Origin of the sequence: Streptosporangium sp. NPDC049644 (assembly GCF_040675205.1) — a bacterium.
In the GTDB taxonomy this organism is placed as follows: domain Bacteria; phylum Actinomycetota; class Actinomycetes; order Streptosporangiales; family Streptosporangiaceae; genus Streptosporangium; species Streptosporangium fukuiense.
Window position 1 is genome coordinate 1 of sequence record NZ_JBFAOJ010000051.1, and the last position, 16,629, is coordinate 16,629.

At 68.8% G+C, this 16,629-nt stretch carries 18 protein-coding genes and 1 tRNA gene; 13 read left to right on the top strand and 6 right to left on the bottom strand.

The annotated features are described in order from the left end of the window. Positions 1 to 136: 136 nt before the first annotated feature. Positions 137 to 796, bottom strand: coding sequence for a phosphate signaling complex protein PhoU (gene phoU / locus AB0J58_RS25940; RefSeq protein WP_343968496.1), 660 nt, complete (start codon positions 794 to 796; stop codon positions 137 to 139). A gap of 158 nt (positions 797 to 954) precedes the next feature. Here phoU and AB0J58_RS25945 point away from each other — a divergent pair, with 158 nt between their 5' ends. Then, positions 955 to 2,139 carry an ATP-binding protein gene (locus tag AB0J58_RS25945; protein WP_364220051.1) on the top strand — a complete coding sequence of 395 codons (1,185 nt, stop codon included), beginning with the start codon at positions 955 to 957 and terminating at the stop codon, positions 2,137 to 2,139. Beyond that, positions 2,136 to 2,825 carry a response regulator transcription factor gene (locus tag AB0J58_RS25950; RefSeq protein ID WP_343968494.1) on the top strand — a complete coding sequence of 230 codons (690 nt, stop codon included), beginning with the start codon at positions 2,136 to 2,138 and terminating at the stop codon, positions 2,823 to 2,825. The genes AB0J58_RS25945 and AB0J58_RS25950 overlap by 4 nt, the downstream gene beginning before the upstream one ends. A 146-nt stretch (positions 2,826 to 2,971) precedes the next feature. On the opposite strand, the gene AB0J58_RS25955 is transcribed toward AB0J58_RS25950, so the two are convergent. Beyond that, entirely contained in the window at positions 2,972 to 3,553 is a 582-nt protein-coding gene (locus AB0J58_RS25955) for a copper chaperone PCu(A)C (protein ID WP_364219922.1), read from the bottom strand. Positions 3,554 to 3,814: 261 nt separating this feature from the next. Between AB0J58_RS25955 and AB0J58_RS25960 the strand changes: the two genes are divergently transcribed. The 4 genes from AB0J58_RS25960 to AB0J58_RS25975 all read left to right on the top strand — a co-directional run bounded on the left by AB0J58_RS25960 (position 3,815) and on the right by AB0J58_RS25975 (position 5,586). Beyond that, complete coding sequence (locus AB0J58_RS25960) at positions 3,815 to 4,297, top strand: CarD family transcriptional regulator (RefSeq protein ID WP_030924410.1); 483 nt, start codon at positions 3,815 to 3,817, stop codon at positions 4,295 to 4,297. Positions 4,298 to 4,314: 17 nt separating this feature from the next. After that, positions 4,315 to 4,773 (top strand): 2-C-methyl-D-erythritol 2,4-cyclodiphosphate synthase, encoded by a 459-nt coding sequence (gene ispF / locus AB0J58_RS25965; protein ID WP_364219925.1) that lies wholly within the window; start codon positions 4,315 to 4,317, stop codon positions 4,771 to 4,773. Positions 4,774 to 4,960: 187 nt separating this feature from the next. Next, entirely contained in the window at positions 4,961 to 5,227 is a 267-nt protein-coding gene (locus AB0J58_RS25970) for a GlsB/YeaQ/YmgE family stress response membrane protein (protein ID WP_364219928.1), read from the top strand. Between the two features lie 92 nt (positions 5,228 to 5,319). Next, positions 5,320 to 5,586, top strand: coding sequence for a GlsB/YeaQ/YmgE family stress response membrane protein (locus AB0J58_RS25975; RefSeq protein ID WP_364219931.1), 267 nt, complete (start codon positions 5,320 to 5,322; stop codon positions 5,584 to 5,586). Between the two features lie 11 nt (positions 5,587 to 5,597). On the opposite strand, the gene AB0J58_RS25980 is transcribed toward AB0J58_RS25975, so the two are convergent. Then, positions 5,598 to 6,809 carry a fumarylacetoacetate hydrolase family protein gene (locus AB0J58_RS25980; RefSeq protein ID WP_364219934.1) on the bottom strand — a complete coding sequence of 404 codons (1,212 nt, stop codon included), beginning with the start codon at positions 6,807 to 6,809 and terminating at the stop codon, positions 5,598 to 5,600. A gap of 61 nt (positions 6,810 to 6,870) precedes the next feature. Next, entirely contained in the window at positions 6,871 to 8,172 is a 1,302-nt protein-coding gene (locus AB0J58_RS25985; protein ID WP_364219937.1) for a DUF2637 domain-containing protein, read from the bottom strand. 193 nt (positions 8,173 to 8,365) lie between these two features. Here AB0J58_RS25985 and cysS point away from each other — a divergent pair, with 193 nt between their 5' ends. From cysS to AB0J58_RS26000, 3 genes are all read left to right on the top strand, one after another. Further along, a complete protein-coding gene (gene cysS / locus AB0J58_RS25990; protein WP_343968477.1) occupies positions 8,366 to 9,763 on the top strand; it encodes a cysteine--tRNA ligase in 1,398 nt (465 codons plus the stop codon). 23 nt (positions 9,764 to 9,786) lie between these two features. Next, positions 9,787 to 10,755 carry a 23S rRNA (guanosine(2251)-2'-O)-methyltransferase RlmB gene (rlmB, locus tag AB0J58_RS25995; RefSeq protein ID WP_343968475.1) on the top strand — a complete coding sequence of 323 codons (969 nt, stop codon included), beginning with the start codon at positions 9,787 to 9,789 and terminating at the stop codon, positions 10,753 to 10,755. Between the two features lie 72 nt (positions 10,756 to 10,827). Beyond that, a tRNA-Thr gene (locus AB0J58_RS26000) sits at positions 10,828 to 10,900 on the top strand. Positions 10,901 to 10,951: 51 nt separating this feature from the next. Here AB0J58_RS26000 and AB0J58_RS26005 read toward each other — a convergent pair. After that, positions 10,952 to 11,209 (bottom strand): hypothetical protein, encoded by a 258-nt coding sequence (locus AB0J58_RS26005; protein WP_364219940.1) that lies wholly within the window; start codon positions 11,207 to 11,209, stop codon positions 10,952 to 10,954. A 70-nt stretch (positions 11,210 to 11,279) separates the two neighbouring features. Beyond that, positions 11,280 to 11,540, bottom strand: coding sequence for a hypothetical protein (locus AB0J58_RS26010; protein ID WP_364219943.1), 261 nt, complete (start codon positions 11,538 to 11,540; stop codon positions 11,280 to 11,282). 384 nt (positions 11,541 to 11,924) lie between these two features. Between AB0J58_RS26010 and AB0J58_RS26015 the strand changes: the two genes are divergently transcribed. The 4 genes from AB0J58_RS26015 (at position 11,925) to AB0J58_RS26030 (ending at position 16,560) form a co-directional block, all read left to right on the top strand. Continuing rightward, positions 11,925 to 12,425, top strand: a complete 501-nt coding sequence (locus AB0J58_RS26015) for a hypothetical protein (protein WP_364219945.1) — start codon at positions 11,925 to 11,927, stop codon at positions 12,423 to 12,425. Positions 12,426 to 12,928: 503 nt separating this feature from the next. After that, on the top strand, positions 12,929 to 13,372 hold the full coding sequence (locus AB0J58_RS26020; protein ID WP_364220054.1) for an NUDIX domain-containing protein: 444 nt from the start codon (positions 12,929 to 12,931) through the stop codon (positions 13,370 to 13,372). A gap of 121 nt (positions 13,373 to 13,493) precedes the next feature. Beyond that, positions 13,494 to 14,447 (top strand): hypothetical protein, encoded by a 954-nt coding sequence (locus AB0J58_RS26025; RefSeq protein ID WP_364219948.1) that lies wholly within the window; start codon positions 13,494 to 13,496, stop codon positions 14,445 to 14,447. Between the two features lie 205 nt (positions 14,448 to 14,652). Next, entirely contained in the window at positions 14,653 to 16,560 is a 1,908-nt protein-coding gene (locus AB0J58_RS26030) for a glycosyltransferase family 2 protein (RefSeq protein WP_364219951.1), read from the top strand. Positions 16,561 to 16,629 lie beyond the last annotated feature (69 nt).

Consider the following 16,629-nt stretch of genomic DNA (forward strand, 5'->3'; position numbering starts at 1 on the left):
CCTTCTGCGCCCCCCGTACCGAGGTCCGGGGCACGCCGCGCAGGCCGTTCCCGTCGCTCCACAGCGTGACCTCGGGGGCGACGCCGGATCCGGCGGGCCCTCCCGGCATTCCAAGGGACCTAGGGGAGATCGGGGGTCAGAGGGCGCCGGTGTCCTGCGGCCTGGAGCCCGTCACCAGATAGACCACGTCGTGCGCGACACGGACCGCGTGGTCGGCATAGCGCTCGTAGTAGCGGCCGATCAGCGTCACGTCGATGGCCGGCTCGACGCCGTACTTCCAGTCAGGGGCCATCAGGACCTTGAACAGCCTGCGGTGCAGCCGGTCCATCGCGTCGTCGTCGGCCTCCAGTTCCAGGGCGGACTCCACGTCGCGCGAGGCGATGCAGCTGCCGGTCTTGGTGATGAGGCGCTCGGCGATCTGGCCCATCTCCAGGATGGTGGCACGGATCTCCGGCGGGATCGCGGAGTCGGGATGGCGCAGTCTGGCGACCTTGGCCACATGCTCGGCGAGGTCGCCCATCCGCTCCAGGTCGGTGCCCATCCGCAGCGCCGCGATGATCATTCTGAGATCCACGGCCACCGGCTGCTGCCTGGCCATCAGGTCGAAGATCGTGGCCTCGATCTCCGCGAAGATCCGGTCGACCTCCTCGTCCTGGGAGATGACGTTCTCGGCGAGATGAAGGTCCGCGTCCAGGAGGGCTGTGGTGGCCCGCGATATCGCCGACCTCACGAGCCGGGTCATCTCGACCAGCCGTTCGGTGAGGGCGTCGAGGTCTTCGTGATAGGCGTCGCGCATGGAACTCACCGTACGAGGGGGTCGGTGAACGAACTTCGACCGCAAAGTGAACTTTGCGGGAAAGGCCGCTGTCACCGCCCCCGGGCCGTCCCCAACACGGAAACCCCCGCCTACCATCGAAAACGTGAAGCCTACGGGAGGACCACGTGAGTGAGCTGATGGCGAGCCTGGCCGCGCTGGCCGGCTTCGTCGTGGGAGCGCTGGCCGTGATGGTCGTCCGCCAGCAGAGCCACGGACGGCGGGACAGGATGACACCGGTGGACGGCGTCGAGCCCGGCGCGCTCCCGAACGGGGTCGCCTCGGTGCTGGCCGTGCTGCCGTCCTCGGCGGTCGTGCTCGACAAGGAGGACCGGGTGCTGCGCGCCAGTTCGGCGGCGCGCGCGTTCGGTCTGGTCAAGGGAGAGCACCTGATGGCGGCCGAGCTGCTCGCGCTGGCCAGGAAGGTGCGCAGGGACGGCGAGATCCGCGAGAGCGAGATCGAGGTGGCCGGCCACAAGTTCGGCCAGGAGTCGACCAACTTCGCGGTGCGGGTCGCCCCGCTCGGCTCCTACGGCCAGGTGCTGGTCCTCGCCGAGGACCAGACCGAGCACCGCCGCGTCGAGGCGGTCCGCCGCGACTTCGTGGCCAACGTGAGCCACGAGCTCAAGACGCCGGTGGGCGCGATGTCGCTACTGGCCGAGACCATCCAGGACGCCGCCGACGACCCCGAGGCGGTCACCCGCTTCGCCGGGCGTATGCAGCACGAGGCGGCCCGGCTCACCTACCTCGTCCAGGACCTGATCACCCTCTCCCGGATCCAGGGCGCCGAGCCCATCCCCACCCCGGGCCCGGTGCTGATCGACGAGGCGGTGCACGAGGCCGTCGACCGCTGTAACACCACCGCGGCGGCCAAGGACATCACCCTGGTCTCCGGCGGCGTCGAGGGCCTGCGGATATGGGGCGACGACGAGCTTCTCGTCACCGCCCTGCGCAACCTCATCGACAACGCGGTCGCCTACAGCCCCGAGCACACCCGGGTCGTGGTCAGTGCCCGCGGCGCGGGTCCCAACACCGAATACGTCGAGATCAGCGTGAGCGACCAGGGCATCGGCATCCCCGAGAGCGCCCAGGAACGAATTTTCGAGCGGTTCTTCCGCGTCGACGCGGCCCGCTCGCGCGCGACCGGTGGCACGGGCCTCGGCCTGGCCATCGTCAAGCACGTGGCCGCCGCCCACAACGGGGCGGTCACGGTGTGGAGCAAGGAAGGCTCCGGCTCCACCTTCACCCTCCGCCTGCCCGCCTTCGGTGGCATGGCGGTGGCAGTACCAGCTACCACCACGATCCCCCTGGAGGCCGCGCAGTGACCCGCGTGCTTGTCGTCGAGGACGAGGAGTCGTTCTCCGACGCTCTGTCATACATGCTGCGCAAGGAGGGCTTCGAGGTGGCCGTGGCCACCACAGGGCCGGAGGCGCTGGAGACCTTCGACCGGAACGGCGCCGACCTGGTGCTGCTCGATCTGATGCTCCCCGGCCTGCCGGGAACGGAGGTCTGCCGCTCGCTCCGCCAGCGCTCCAACGTGCCCGTCATCATGCTCACCGCCAAGGACAGCGAGATCGACAAGGTGGTCGGGCTGGAGCTCGGCGCCGACGACTACGTCACCAAGCCCTTCTCCTCCAGGGAGCTGGTGGCCCGCATCCGCGCGGTGCTGCGCCGCCAGGGCGATGTGGAGGAGCTGGAGTCGGCGGTGCTGGCCGCCGGCCCGGTCCGGATGGACGTGGACCGCCACATCGTCGCCGTGCGGGGCGAGCCGGTGCAGCTGCCCCTGAAGGAGTTCGAGCTGCTGGAGGTGCTGCTGCGCAACGCCGGCCGGGTGCTCACCCGGGGCCAGCTCATCGACCGGGTCTGGGGCGCCGACTACGTGGGCGACACCAAGACGCTGGACGTGCACGTCAAGCGGCTACGGGCCAAGGTCGAGTCCGACCCGTCCAACCCTCGCTGCATCCTCACGGTCCGGGGCCTGGGCTACAAGTTCGACCCCGCGGAGGCCTGACCCCTCGCACGCGCCTCCGGACGGTCCGAGGGGCCGTACGGCATGCCCGCGCGCCTGTCCGGACCGTGTTTGGCGTGACCGGCTCCCGGGGGTTCGGATCTCCCGGGAGCCGTGGCCTCCCGTCGCGGTGAGGTCACCGGGAGCGGTCAGTGCCCGTGCCCGCCCTCGGCGGAGGCGGAGGCGGAGGGGGTGGGGGTCGGCGTGGGAGCCGCGGAGGCGCCGGGAACCTGCGGGTAGGCGGTGAACTCGCGGCTGCGGGTGATGACCGGGACGGTGATCTGCACGACCCCCGCGTTGGCGAACTGCAGCTGCACCGGGATGGACTCGCCGCCCCTGAGCGGCTTCTTCAGCCCCTCGATCAGGATCGTGGGCGTCGGCTTGCCGACGCTCACCCGCTGGTTCTGGGGGAGCGGTACGGGCGCGCTCACCTTCGCCGTGCCGAGGGCCGGGTCGACGCCGAGACCGACGAGCTGGTCGGGGGCGTTGGTGTTGACCAGGGACAGGTAGAGCGGCGTGGCCGTCCCGACCGGTAGCGTCCCGCCGGAGTCGGGGCCGAGGAAGAACGCCTGGGAGATGTCGATGCCCTTGGTCTTGACCGACAGGGCCTCGGTCGGAGCGTAGGGCTTGTTGGTGATCGCGTCGGATCCGGCGCCACAGCCGGCCAGAGTCAGGGCGGCTGCGAGGAACGCGGCGGCGGCGATCGCCCGGTGACGGCTGTTGCGGGTCACGGTGCGAGTTCTCCTTGTCACACATGAGGTAGGGCAAGGTCAACCCTATCGGCGACGTTTACCGGCTTCCGCCTCGCCCCGCCTGATCATTCGGAGGCGGGGAACGCAGGTCATAAGTGCTTTTTGCCCCCTTGATTCACACACTTGAGCACTTGTCAAGTCATAAGACGCGGCTTTGACCTGCAGTTATGGTGATTTCACTGTTCCGGGAGGCTGTGGATACGTGGTACTCTTGAGTACAGCGGAAGGGGTACTTGTCACATGACTTTCCAGGTCGGCGACACTGTCGTCTACCCCCACCATGGGGCTGCTCGGATCGAGGCGATCACGACCCGGACCATCAAAGGTGAGGAAAGGACCTACCTGGTTCTTAAGGTCGACAAGGGCGACCTTACCGTCCAGGTGCCGGCTGACAACGCCGAACTCGTGGGTGTTCGCGACGTAGTCGGACAAGAGGGCCTTGAGCGCGTTTTCGACGTGCTTCGAATGCCTCACACCGAAGAGCCCACGAACTGGTCCCGCCGCTACAAGGCGAACCTTGAGAAGTTGGCGTCCGGTGATGTCAACAAGGTCGCCGAGGTCGTTCGCGACCTGTGGCGACGAGACAGGGAACGCGGGCTTTCCGCGGGAGAGAAGCGAATGCTGGCCAAGGCCAGGCAGATCCTCGTCAGCGAGCTCGCGCTCGCGGAAAAGACCAACGAGGACAAGGCAGAGGCCCTACTGGACGAGGTTCTCAACTCCTGAACAGGACATTTCCACGGGTGGGCGTCGGAGTCGACGTCCACCCGTTCGCTTCTGGTCGCGAGCTCCATCTCGCCGGCCTGCACTGGCCCGGGGAGACCGGCCTGGCCGGGCACTCCGACGGCGACGCCGCGGCTCACGCGGCCTGTGACGCCCTGCTGTCAGCAGCCGGTCTCGGCGACCTCGGAGGCCTGTTCGGCACGTCCGATCCTCGCTGGGCCGGTGCCTCCGGTGCCGCCCTGCTGGAGGAGACCGCTCGCCAGGTGCGAGCCGCGGGCTTCGAGATCGGCAATGTGGCCGTCCAGGTGATCGGTAACCGGCCCAAGGTGGCACCCCGCCGCGTCGAGGCCGAGAAGGCCCTCAGCGCGGCCGTGGGCGCCCCCGTGAGCGTCAGCGCCACCACGACCGACGGGCTGGGCCTCACCGGCCGGGGTGAGGGCGTCGCGGCCATCGCGACCGCGATCGTGGTGAACCTCTAGCGGTTACCGGGCGTCTTCTCATGCGGAACGTCGAAACGTTCCGGCGGGCGGCGCGGAATGCCCGTCAATCCATATCGAGGCGGTGGCCCGTTTCCTGGCGCGGTACGGGCCACCCCTTTTTGGGATGATCTATGAATGCGCTGGGTAACTCCCTGATGACTGTGTCTCGTGACAGGGGGAGCCGGACATGATCGGATCGATCGTCTCCGCAATCATCATCGGCGCCATCATCGGCGCGCTGGCACGCCTCATCCTTCCAGGGCGCCAGAACCTGAGCATCGGCCTGACGCTTATCGTCGGCATCATCGCGGCACTTATCGGCACCGCCATCGCCGCGTCGGTCGGTCTGACCAACACGCCGGGGATCAATTGGTGGGAGCACCTCATCCAACTCGCGGTCGCCGTGATCGGAGTGCTCCTCGTCGTTCAGATGCAGGCGAGGAAGTCGCACTGACCGAATTTTTGCCGTCCGCAGGAATATCCATGACACGGGGGGTAGCCACCTCCCTGTGAGAGTGAAGGTCTCACCCTCACTGGGAGGTTGAAATGACTATTGAGTCCATTCTTGGAGCAATCGTCATCGGCGCTGTCATCGGTGCCATCGGTCGTCTGCTGCTTCCCGGTAGGCAGGCGATCGGATGGATCCTGACCATCGTCGTCGGCATTGTCGCGGCGCTCATCGGCACCGCCATCGCCCAGGTTCTCGGCGTCGCCACCACGGACGGGATCGACTGGATCGAACTCGTCATGCAGGTGGCCCTGGCCGCCGTCGGTGTCGGCCTGGTAGCCGGTCTCAAGCGCTCCAGGGTCTGACGAACAAGCCTCTAGCGGACAGCGGGGCGGACCACCCCGGTGACCTCGCCGAGGCTCAGCTGGCCCCCCTCCGGGCCGGAGGTGCTCGCGGTGACGCGCACGACGTCGCCGTCCTCCAGGAAGACCCGTTCGGTTCCGTCCGGCATACCGAGAGGGTCTCGGCCGTTCCAGGTCAGTTCGAGCAGCGTGCCGAACTGGCTTCTGGCCGATCCTGACACCGGCCCGGAGGTGAGCAGATCGCCGGTCCGCAGCGGGGCGCCGCTCACACCCGTGTGAGCGAATAGCTGCGGACCGGTCCAATACTGGGTGGCGAACGGCGGTTCCGACAGGAGCCGGCCGTTCAACTCGACCCGCAGGGTGAGGTTCAGGCCCCACTGCCGCCTGGCCAGCAGATAGGGCGGCGGAGGCGGGTCCTGGGCGGGCGGCACCACCCGGGCCGACTCCAGCGCCGTGAGCGGGACCACCCACGGAGAGATCGAGGTGGCGAACCGTCCGAGAAACGGCCCGAGCGGTGTGCTCTCCCAGGCGATGATGTCCTGGGCCCGCCAGCTGTTGACCACCACCACTCCGAAGACGTGGTCCTCGAACGCCTGGGTTCCCAGCACGTGCGGCGGGGTCGAGGGGACGCCGACCACGTAGCCGATCTCAGCGGAGAGATCCAGCTGAGTGGACGGCCCGAATACCGGGTCGGCTCCTCCCAGGCCCCGGAGCTGACCCGACGGGCGCACGACCGGGGTGCCGGAGACCACCACGCTCGACGCCCTGCCGTACTGCCCGATGGGCATCCGCGGCCAGTTGCGCGGCAGTGGGTCGCCGGGCGGCCGGAACATCCGGCCCAGGTTCGTCTCGTGCTCGATGGACGACTGGAAGCGGATCAGGTCCGCCACGTGGAACGGCAGGTGCATCAGCACCTCGACCATCGGGACGAGCGCGGGCATCACCGCCGGGCGGCATGACGGCTCGGTGAGTAGATGGATCAACCGCTCCCTGACCTCCTGCCAGATTCGCGGTCCCGCGGACAGAAACGCGTTGAGGGTGCCGGAGGCGAACCAGTGCGAGCCCTTCAGCACCCCGGTCTCCGCCAGCAGGCCCAGATCCAGTACCTGGTCGCTGATCGCCACGCCGACACGGGGGAACTCGCCGCGGCGCGAGAAGACCCCGAAGGGCAGGTTCCGCACCGGGAAGCCGCTGTCATCGGAGGCCTTCACCCAGCACTTCGTCACGCCGGCTTCGTTCCCCGGATCCGGTCAGGGGGGCATGCGGGCGTGGTCAAGCTTTCGCCCCTCACTCGCCGGGCGGGACCGGTGTGCTGCGCATCCGCCCGGAGGGAGGAGCCGCACCGCCGTCTTCCCGGCGTGCCTGGGCCTCCTCCCCGGCCTCGGCGGCCTCGGCACCGTGCGCGGGGTCGGGCGAGCCGCCCGCTCTCCTGCCCGTGGCATCCGCCTTCGCCGTCCCGCCGGGCGTGACGTTCGCCGCCCGGCCCTGCATGGCGAGGATCGGCTGGGTGTCGGCGTCGCGCTCGCTCACCTCGTCCGTGCCGCGCCGAGCCGTGCCGGGTGGGCCGGCCTCGGCCGTATCGGCTTCACCGGTCCGGGCCTCCCGCTCCAGGGGGAGGCCGGCGCCGGTGTCCCAGGTCTCCACCCGCTCGCTGACCCTGCCCTCGTCTCCCTGCTCCTCCTCGGTCGTCCGCGGGCCGGGACGGGGCGGGTGGACGAGCAGATCGCCCTGGCGGGGCCGGACCAGGTCACCCCAGCGCATCGGCTTTCCCTGCCGGAGGGCCGCGGCCTTCCGCGGCGGGGGACCCTGCGGGACGTCGGTGACCTCGGGGGTCTCCGGAGCCGCGGTGGGACCGACCACAGGCTCACCCGTCGGGAGGTCGTGGTAGGGGACCGTCTCCAGCGGAGGGGCGGCGTGCGGATCGAGCATGATCTCGGCCGCGGGGTGGTGCACCAGTTGTCCGGGATGGCCAGGCCCCTGCCGGCGCTCCTCGCGGTCCGGCGCGCCCGGGTACTCCGAGGTCGGCCGGCCCGCCTCGGGGAACGGCACGATGTCGTGCTCGGCGGCGATCCGGCCGGCCAGGGTCGCGTCGGTCGCGGCACGCCTGGCGGCGGCGTGCCTGATCAGCAGGAGCCAGAGCCAGAGGGCCAGGATCAGCATCACCCAGGGGGCGACGGCGACCACGACGGCCGCCCGTTGCTCGTCCACCGCCATCCGCATGGCGGTGGCCACCTCGGCGGCGGCCGCGCCGGCGAACAGCAGCGTCAGGACCACCCCCGCCTGCAGCCGTACCGGCCACCGGCCGCCCCTCAGCAGCAGCACGCCGATCATCGCGACGACGAGCAGCGCGTCGAAGGCGGCGGGATAGAGATACGCGAGGCCGGCGGGCGCCCTGCCCGCCAGGGCGAGGGCGCGCAGGTCCTCGAAGGAGAGCACGCAGGCCGCGGCGGTGAGGGCGGCCACGCCGACTCCGGCGACGGCGATCCCGGTACGGCGCAGGGCGAGGGCTGTCCTGCTCGGTTCGGCGGCGGTCAGGGGCGGTGACGGGCGGGAGAGCGAGTCTGCCGCCGCGGGGGATTTGGCGTCCATGGCTCTTCGAGCCTACAGAATCGACACTCGGCATGATCGTCCGTATCGCTTCCGGGTATGTCTTCCACCCGGTGCTCTTTCACGGGCCGACTGGGGGACATTCGCTACTAATGGTCAGAAAATCCTCTAGTGGGTGTCTTCAACGTCCCGCAACCTGGCTTGTGAGGGGAGGTGAGGCATTAGCCTTGCCCTCGTGAGCCTGCAGCTATACGACACCAGCGTACGCACCGTCCGCGAATTCGTCCCGGTCGAACCCGGCCGGGCCTCGATCTACCTGTGTGGTGCCACCGTGCAGGCTCCCCCGCACATCGGGCACATCCGCTCGGGCGTCAACTTCGACGTGCTCCGCCGCTGGATGATCAGGTCGGGCTACGAGGTGACCTTCTGCCGCAACGTCACCGACATCGATGACAAGATCATCAGAGTCGCGGCGGCGGAGAACGTGCCGTGGTTCGCCGTCGCCGAGCGTAACCAGAGGGCCTTCACCTGGGCCTACGAGGTGCTGGGCTGCCTGCCTCCGACCGTCGAGCCACGGGCCACCGGCCATGTGCCCGAGATGATCGAGCTGATGGACCGGCTGATCGCCGCCGGCCACGCCTATGCCTCCGGTGGCGACGTCTACTTCGACGTCATGTCCTACGCCGACCGGTACGGGTCGCTCTCCAACCAGAAGCTTCAGAACATGCGGGCCGCGGGTGACACCGAGAGCGACTCCTGCAAGCGCGACCCGCGCGACTTCGCGCTCTGGAAGGGCGAGAAGCCCGGCGAGCCGACCTGGCCGACCCCGTGGGGCCGAGGCCGCCCCGGCTGGCACCTGGAGTGCTCGGCCATGGCGACGAAGTATCTCGGCTCGACCTTCGACATCCACGGTGGTGGCGTCGACCTGATCTTCCCGCACCACGAGAACGAGCTGACCCAGTCCCAGGCGGCCGGTGACGGCTTCGCCCGCTACTGGATGCACAACGGCATGCTCAAGATCGGCGCGGAGAAGATGAGCAAGTCGCTCGGTAACTCCCTGCTGATCCCCGAGGTCACCAAGAAGGTCCGCCCGGTCGAGCTCCGCTACTACCTGGCGGCCCCGCACTACCGTTCCTCGATCGAATACTCCGAGGAGGCGCTCTTCGAGGCCGCCACGGCCTACCAGCGCATCGAGGGCTTCGTCACCCGCGCGGCCGAGGTCATCCATGACGTCGACGCGCACGCGCCGCTCCCGGTGGCCTTCTCCGAGGCTCTCGACGACGACCTGGGCACCCCCCAGGCGCTCGCCGTGGTGCACGAGGTGGTCCGCGAGGGCAACGTCGCGCTGGCCCAGGGCAACAAGGAGCAGGTCGCCAGGCTGCTCGCCGAGACGCAGAACATGCTCGACGTCCTCGGCCTCGACCCGCGCTCGGAGCAGTGGCGCTCCACGGGCGGCGAGACCGGCATGCGGGCGACCGTCGACGCGCTGGTCGCCGTCGCCCTGGAGCAACGGCAGGCGGCGCGGGCACGCAGGGACTTCGCGGCGGCCGACGGCATCCGTGACCAGCTTTCCCGCGCCGGGATCCATGTCGAGGACACCCCCCAGGGCCCTCGCTGGGAACTCTCGCGGTAAAACCAGGCCGTACGCTATAGACCATGGCTGGTGGGGGTAAAGGGTCCGGGCGACCCGCGAAGAAGAAGAGTCCGACCAAGGGCACCGGCGGCAACGTCCGCCGAGGCCTGGAGGGCAGGGGGGCCACCCCGCCGGCGCACATGCGGCACTGGCACAAGGACAAGGCACGCGCCGAGCGGATCGAGCGCGAGGAGAAGACCGGCAGGTCCGCCTCCCCGCGCACCTCGGCTCGTCCGAGACGGAGCGACGACGCGCCCGAGCACATCGGCGGGCGCAACCCCGTGGTCGAGGCGCTGCGGGCCGGAGTCCCGGCCAGCACGCTCTACGTGGCCCTGCGCATCGACAACGACGACCGCGTCAAGGAGGCGGTCCGCATCGCCGCCGATCGTGGCATCGCGATGCTGGAGGTCGGGCGGGAGAAGCTGGACCGACTCACCGAGGGGGGGATCCACCAGGGCATCGCCCTGCAGATCCCGGCGTACGACTACGCCCACCCCGACGATCTCGTCCGCATCGCCCAGGACGCCGCGGAGGTGCCGCTGATCGTCGCCCTCGACGGTGTCACCGACCCTCGCAACCTGGGGGCCATCGCCCGCTCGGCCACCGCCTTCGGCGCCCACGGCCTGGTCGTCCCCTCCCGTCGTTCGGCCGGGGTCACCGGTGGTGCCTGGAAGACCTCGGCGGGCACGCTGGCCACCCTGACGGTCGCCCGTGCCGCCAATCTCACCGCCACCCTGCGGGAGTACCGTGAGGCGGGCCTGTTCGTGATCGGTCTGGACGGCGAGGGCAAGGTCGACATCGGCGAGGCCAACCTCCTCGACGGCCCGCTGGTCGTCGTCGTGGGCTCGGAGGGCAAGGGTCTGTCCCGCCTGGTCCGCGAGTCCTGCGACCTGGTCGTCCGCATCCCGATGCAGGCCGCGGCCGAGTCCCTCAACGCGGGTGTCGCCGCCGGTATCGCCCTTTACGAGGTCGCCCGCAAGCGTCGTTCCTAACGGTTCGCACTCGTCGCGGCATACCTCGGTGACGTGTGAGGCGCGAGCCGACTACAATCGTCTGGCGACCATGCCGACGTAGCTCAATCGGCAGAGCGACAGTCTTGTAAACTGTAGGTCAGGGGTTCGATTCCCCTCGTCGGCTCGCAACAGAGGGCCAGGTCAACCGGCATCCGGTGACCTGGCCCTTTGATCGTTAAGCGGGCTTTTTGCTTTTTCGTGCCACCCGCGTGCCACTGGCCTTCTTCGTGGCCGTCTTGCGTGCCACCTTGAGTGCCTTGCCCAGAGCCTCCGCGATGGCCTTGTCACGGTCCTGGCTGGCGTGCTGGTAGATCAGCGCCGCCCGCGTCAAGGCGGCGGCGCGGCGCGCCGCCGCACGGCCCTCCACCCGCCCGCCGTCCGGGCGTGCGGTGTGGGCGCCGGTCCCGAACGGCGGCGGAATCGGGCCGCCCACCGCACCGCCCGCGCACCGCAACCAACCAACCCGCCGCGCCGAGGCCGCACCGCCGTCTAGAGCACTATGGCTATCTGCGGTGGAAGATACAGGCCATCTGCGTAACAGCATCCGCGAACACGCTCTCCGACATGTGGCTGAGTGTCCATCCCTCGCGTTCAATGCCCTCGATCAGATCGGCTGCCTCTGGCGTTGAACAGGCCAGCGAACCGCGGTACTTGATCCGAAGGCGAGACACGAAGACCATGCGTCCCTCTTGATACGCCTGTCGAGCCTGCTCAATGGTCTCGGGAATTTCCTGTTCCTCATTCTTGGATCTAAAAAAGCTCATGACCGTTCGACTCCTTCATGAGAGCTTCTGTCGAGGTCGCTAAGGAAGGCAACGATCTTTTATCCGAACGGGTTCCGCCGAAGGATAAAGACCAAGCCTCCGGCGGGGGCACTCCGGCTCCGGGATGATCAACAGAGGCAAGAAGCGGGTTCGTAGGTGGCGGGGAGGCGTGTGCGCCCGCACAGGGTTCTCAGGCCGTGCCACTCGCGTGCGAGTAAGGTCGGGGAACAAGGTGGAATCATGGGGGCTCACGGACAGGAAAAGACCGCCTCTCACCTACACCACAGCGGTTCAGGGAACCGCGTACCGAAATCTTCCAACCTGGCTGCGGGATATGGCGACGCGACGACGTTTCACCGAGGCAGCTGTGACACGATGCTTCCTGTGCATGACTGGCCGTACGATGCAGGACAGTTGATTCCGTCTCCGCGGTTGGTCGCTGCCTGGTATGAACTGGAAATCTTGCCTACCGAGCGTGTCCCCATGTGGGCCGCTCATTGGCTCGTCCAGGACATGGATGGCGAGACGTTGCGCATTCTCGCGGGGCTTGACGGACGTGATCCGCACGAGGTGCGCGATGTGCTGGTCGAGGCTCTCGCGGATACGGACACCGCGATACCTTCCAGGTCCGACGCCGTGAAAACTGTTTATGTCGACATGGCGCGGTTGTGCCTCGCAGGCGACGGTGGTGAACATTGGCTGGTCTCGGTGATCGAACGACTCATGATCACTTGGAATTATCCCGATGAGATGCTCACACCACCACTTGGCGCTCTATACGGGCTGGATGACGAATGGGGAGAAGGCTGGGGACGCACTGAACCGCAGTTGATCGCCGTCGTCCGAGCCGCTTGCGCCGAGCAGCTGGCCCTCGTCGAACCTTGACCGGGAGGGCCCTGGTTGCAATCCAACGTCGTTCACTCCCGTTCCAGATCAGAGCTGCTAATGCGGTTTGGGTTGAGCGTCATGCCGTGCCCGTTGCGTGCCCGTCAGGAGGGTGAGCAAGGGGAAATCACGGAGACTCACGGACACGGCGAGACCACCCCTGACCTGGAAAGCAGCAGGTCGGAGGGGCGCGTACCGAGATCTTGTGAACTGTAGGTCAGGGGTTCGATTCCCCTCGTCGGCCCGCAGCGAAGGGCCAGGTCACCGGTATCCGGCGACCTGGCCCTTTGGTCTTTCGTGCACACGTGTACCGCAGTCCGAGAACAGTGATCGGCGGCCTCGGAGGACATTCGGTGGATCACCACCACACGCGGCACTCCGTCACGTGGCAGGCGTGATCATCGACGATCGGGGCCGCGCTCTCCTCACCCAGCGCAGAGACAACCACCACTGGGAAGCACCCGGGCGGAGTCCTGGAACGTGACGAGGACATCACCACCGGCCTGCTCCGAGAGATCCACGAGGAGACCGGCCTGCACGTCGAGTCCGTCACCCTGACCGGCGTCTACAAGAACATGACCCACGGCATCGCCGCCCTGGTCTTCCGCTGCAAGGTCATCGGCGGCCACCCCGCCGAGACCGACGAGGCCCGCGCGTTCCGCTGGGTCACCGCGGACCAGGTCCGGGAACTCGCCTCCGGGGCATTCGCCATCCGCGTCCTGGACGCCATGCACCACCACCAGGCGCCGGCCATCCGCCACCACGACGGCACTCATACCGGCGGCCTGCCGCCGCCCAAGCATTACGCGGCACTTCGGGCATATCCCCTTGCGTCGGCTCGTGTTGGGTGCGCTGCCGGCCTGATGTGTGTTCGGAGGAGCCGGGCGACGGAGACACGGCCTGTCAAAGGCTTGCTCTCTGTGTCACCGAGTGACTACTCTGGGTAAAAAGATCTTGAGGGCCTCCGTGCCGGTCGCCGGCATCCTGCGGGCCCACCCGTTGGACACTCGGCGAGATGTTCGGTTCGCCGGTGAAGGGGGCTGGGCGGTGACCGGAAGGCTTCGACGTGTGATCGCTGTGTTCCTGATGGTGGGGGGCGTGGCGTTGACGGTGGGGCCGGGGGCTTCGGGAGTGTCCGGCGCGGTCCCGGAGCCGGACTTCTCGCTGACGGTGAGTCCGCCACGACTGGTCGTCGCCCCGGAGGAGATCGACGAGCCTCAGTCGTTCCAGGTGGCCAACGGGGGACGGGCGCCCGTCGACGTGGTCGTCGACAGGGTGGGCTTCGCCATGGACGAGTCCGGGAAGGTGTTCTTCGAGCGTGACGCACCCCGCTCGGCCGCCGGCTGGCTCAAGGTCAGGCCGGCGAGCTTCCGTCTCGCCCCCGGTGCGGAGCGGGGCGTCACCGTACTGATCGACCCTCCGTCGGAGCCCGAGCACGGCGAGCACCAGGTGGCCCTGCTCTTCGTGGCCCCGGCAGGGGCCGGTGGGGGCAACATCAAGCTGAACCGGGCGATCGGAACACCGATCTACATCACGGTTCCGGGGCCGATCAACACGTCCGTGCGCGTTGGTGACCTGCGCACCTCCGGCGCCTTCTCGGCGGGCGGCCCCGTCGACTTCACCGCCACCGTCGACAATCTCGGGACCGTTCACCGCGACTTCCTCGGCCCCCGCGCGCTGAAGGTGGAGGTCAACGGGTACGAGGTGCCGTTTCCCGACTTCACCCTGCTCAGGGGAGACAGCAGGGATGTCGCCGTCAGATGGGCGGATCCGCCGTTCATGTGCCTCTGTCGCGCGACGGTGTCGGTCTCCGGGAGCGGCGGGACATCCCGGCGGAGCGCGACCTTCGTCATCCTCCCCCTGCGCCTCTTCGGGGCGCTGATCGTGGTGGCGCTCGCGCTGTACGTCATCGCCTGGCTGCCGCGCCGCCGTCGGGTTCAGGCGCTCGGGGCGGACCGGGCCCCGGGCGGGCGTGCCGACCGTGATCGAGACGACCTCGACCGGACCGGGAGCGAGGTTTGAGGGTGCGGTGCGTCTCCGGTGTCACGGGCCGGTCGGGCGGCGGGTTTCCTCTCGATGGTGGGCGAACCAATTGTTTCTCTCCGAATTCAGCCTTCGCCGGGAGTAGGTCGGGGAGGCAACCCTGTGGATTTGCTCCGCACGGGCGGCCCTTCATCACATACTGAGACGCTAGATAAGCGGAAAGTAACCGACGAGGGGCGCGGCGGTGGCGGTAACGACTCTTCAGCGAGTCCGCACGGGGCGGGGCGGCTGCGATATCACCAGGGAGGAGGCGATCCGGTCCGACGTCGACGTCACCGTGATCGTCCCCCTGCACAACTGTCGGCCCTATCTCGACAGGTGCCTGACCTCGCTGCTGATCCAGCGGGTCGCCCTGGAGGTGGTGGTCGTCGACGACGGTTCCACCGACGGCGGTGCCGCGCTGCTCGACCTGTACGCCTCCTGTCACCGCGGGGTGATCCGCGTCGTCCGGCAGGAGGCGTCCGGCGGCGCGGGGCGCCCGCGCAACGTCGGCCTCTCCCACGCGCGCGGCAGGTACGTCTTCTTCTGCGACGCGGACGACTACCTCGGCCCCCAGGCGCTGGAGCGGATGCTCGCGATGGCCGACCGCAACGGCTCGGACATCGTGCTCGGGAAGATCGTCGGTCATGACCGCAAGGTGCCGATCTCGATGTTCAGGGAGAACGCCGAGCGGGTGCCGCTCGGTGACAGCGCGGTCTACAACAGCCTGAGCTGCTTCAAGCTGTTCCGCAGGGAGATGCTGGAGCGGCACGCCATCCGCTTCGACGAGACGCTTCTGGTCGGCGAGGACGTCGTCTTCACCACCCACGCCTACTGCCACGCGAACGTGATCTCGGTCGTCGCCGACTACGACTGCTACCACCTGGTCGCCCGGCCCGACGGCACCAGCATCATGCAGCGGCAGGGGAGCCGCGACCCGGTGTCCTGGCTGCGGATGATCAGGCGGCCGATCGAGTTGATGCTCGCTCACGTACGGCCGGGAGACCTTCGCGACCACCTCCTGCGGCGGCACTTCCGGATGGACGCCTTCGGCAACCTCGGCAGGCCCTTCCTGGACGCCGGAGAGGTCGAGCGCAAGGAGATCGCCGCCGAGGTGGCCGACATGTGCGAGCGGTGGCTGACCGACGGGGTCCGCGACCGGCTCCCCGCGATCGACCGGAGCAGGATCGCCGCGCTGGAGGACATCGACCGCCTGGTGCGGCTGGCGCACATCGAGTCGGCCTCGGTCCGCAGGGAGCTCACCGCGCTCCGCTGGGAACGGGAGGGAAGGCTGGCGATCTCCGGCAAGGTGGCACTGAGCACGCTGGAGCGGTACGACCGCCCGGAGATCGTCGGCGGCGACCTCGCCCTGGTGCTGCGACGCCGGCACGCGGGCACCGGCCCCTGCGACGAGGTCGTGGTCCCGGCGACGGGCGACTGTGCGGAGTTCACCGGGGTCGTCGACGTCACCGCCCTGTCCTCCGGCATCTGGGACGTTCACGTGGCCGTCGCCTTCGAGGGTGTTCCCCGGCTCGCACGTCTGGGCTTCGACCGGGACGGACTGACCGCGCTTCCGGTGCCGCCCGCGCCGCGAGTGGTCGGTGACGTCGTCGCCCTGCCGTACTTCACCCGCCCCTACGGCAACCTCAGTCTTGACATCGGCGGCCACGTGGTCGCGGTGCCGGGCAGCGCGAGGCTGGTGCGCGCCCGCTGGGCGGCGGGACACCGGCTGGTGCTGCACGGTGAGGTCACCGTGGGCACCGCCGCTCCGGCGGCGGACGCGGTGCGTTACCTGGTCTGGCGGGAGCGCGAGTCGAGCCGGGAGCGGCGTGAGCCGGTCACGGTCGGGGAGGACGGCACGTTCACGGCCTGGCAGGCGATGGGCCGGCTGGGGCCCGGCACCTGGGACGCCTACCTGGAGATGGACCTGGGCGGGCCTCCCGCGCGCTTCAGGATCGAGGCGGTGCCCGAGATGATCGAGCAGCCGCGTACCTGGTGGCGTGGCGCGACCCGATGGAGCGTCAGGCCCTACGCCACGGCGGGCAAGGGGCGGCTCAGCACCGTGGTCCGCACCCTCGGCCCCCGGACCTTCGTCAGACGCATCGTGTGTTGACGGCACCCGGGACCGCCGCGAGCCCGGTGGCATGCGGAAGTCACCAGACCTTCGTCGGGCGTTAATGCC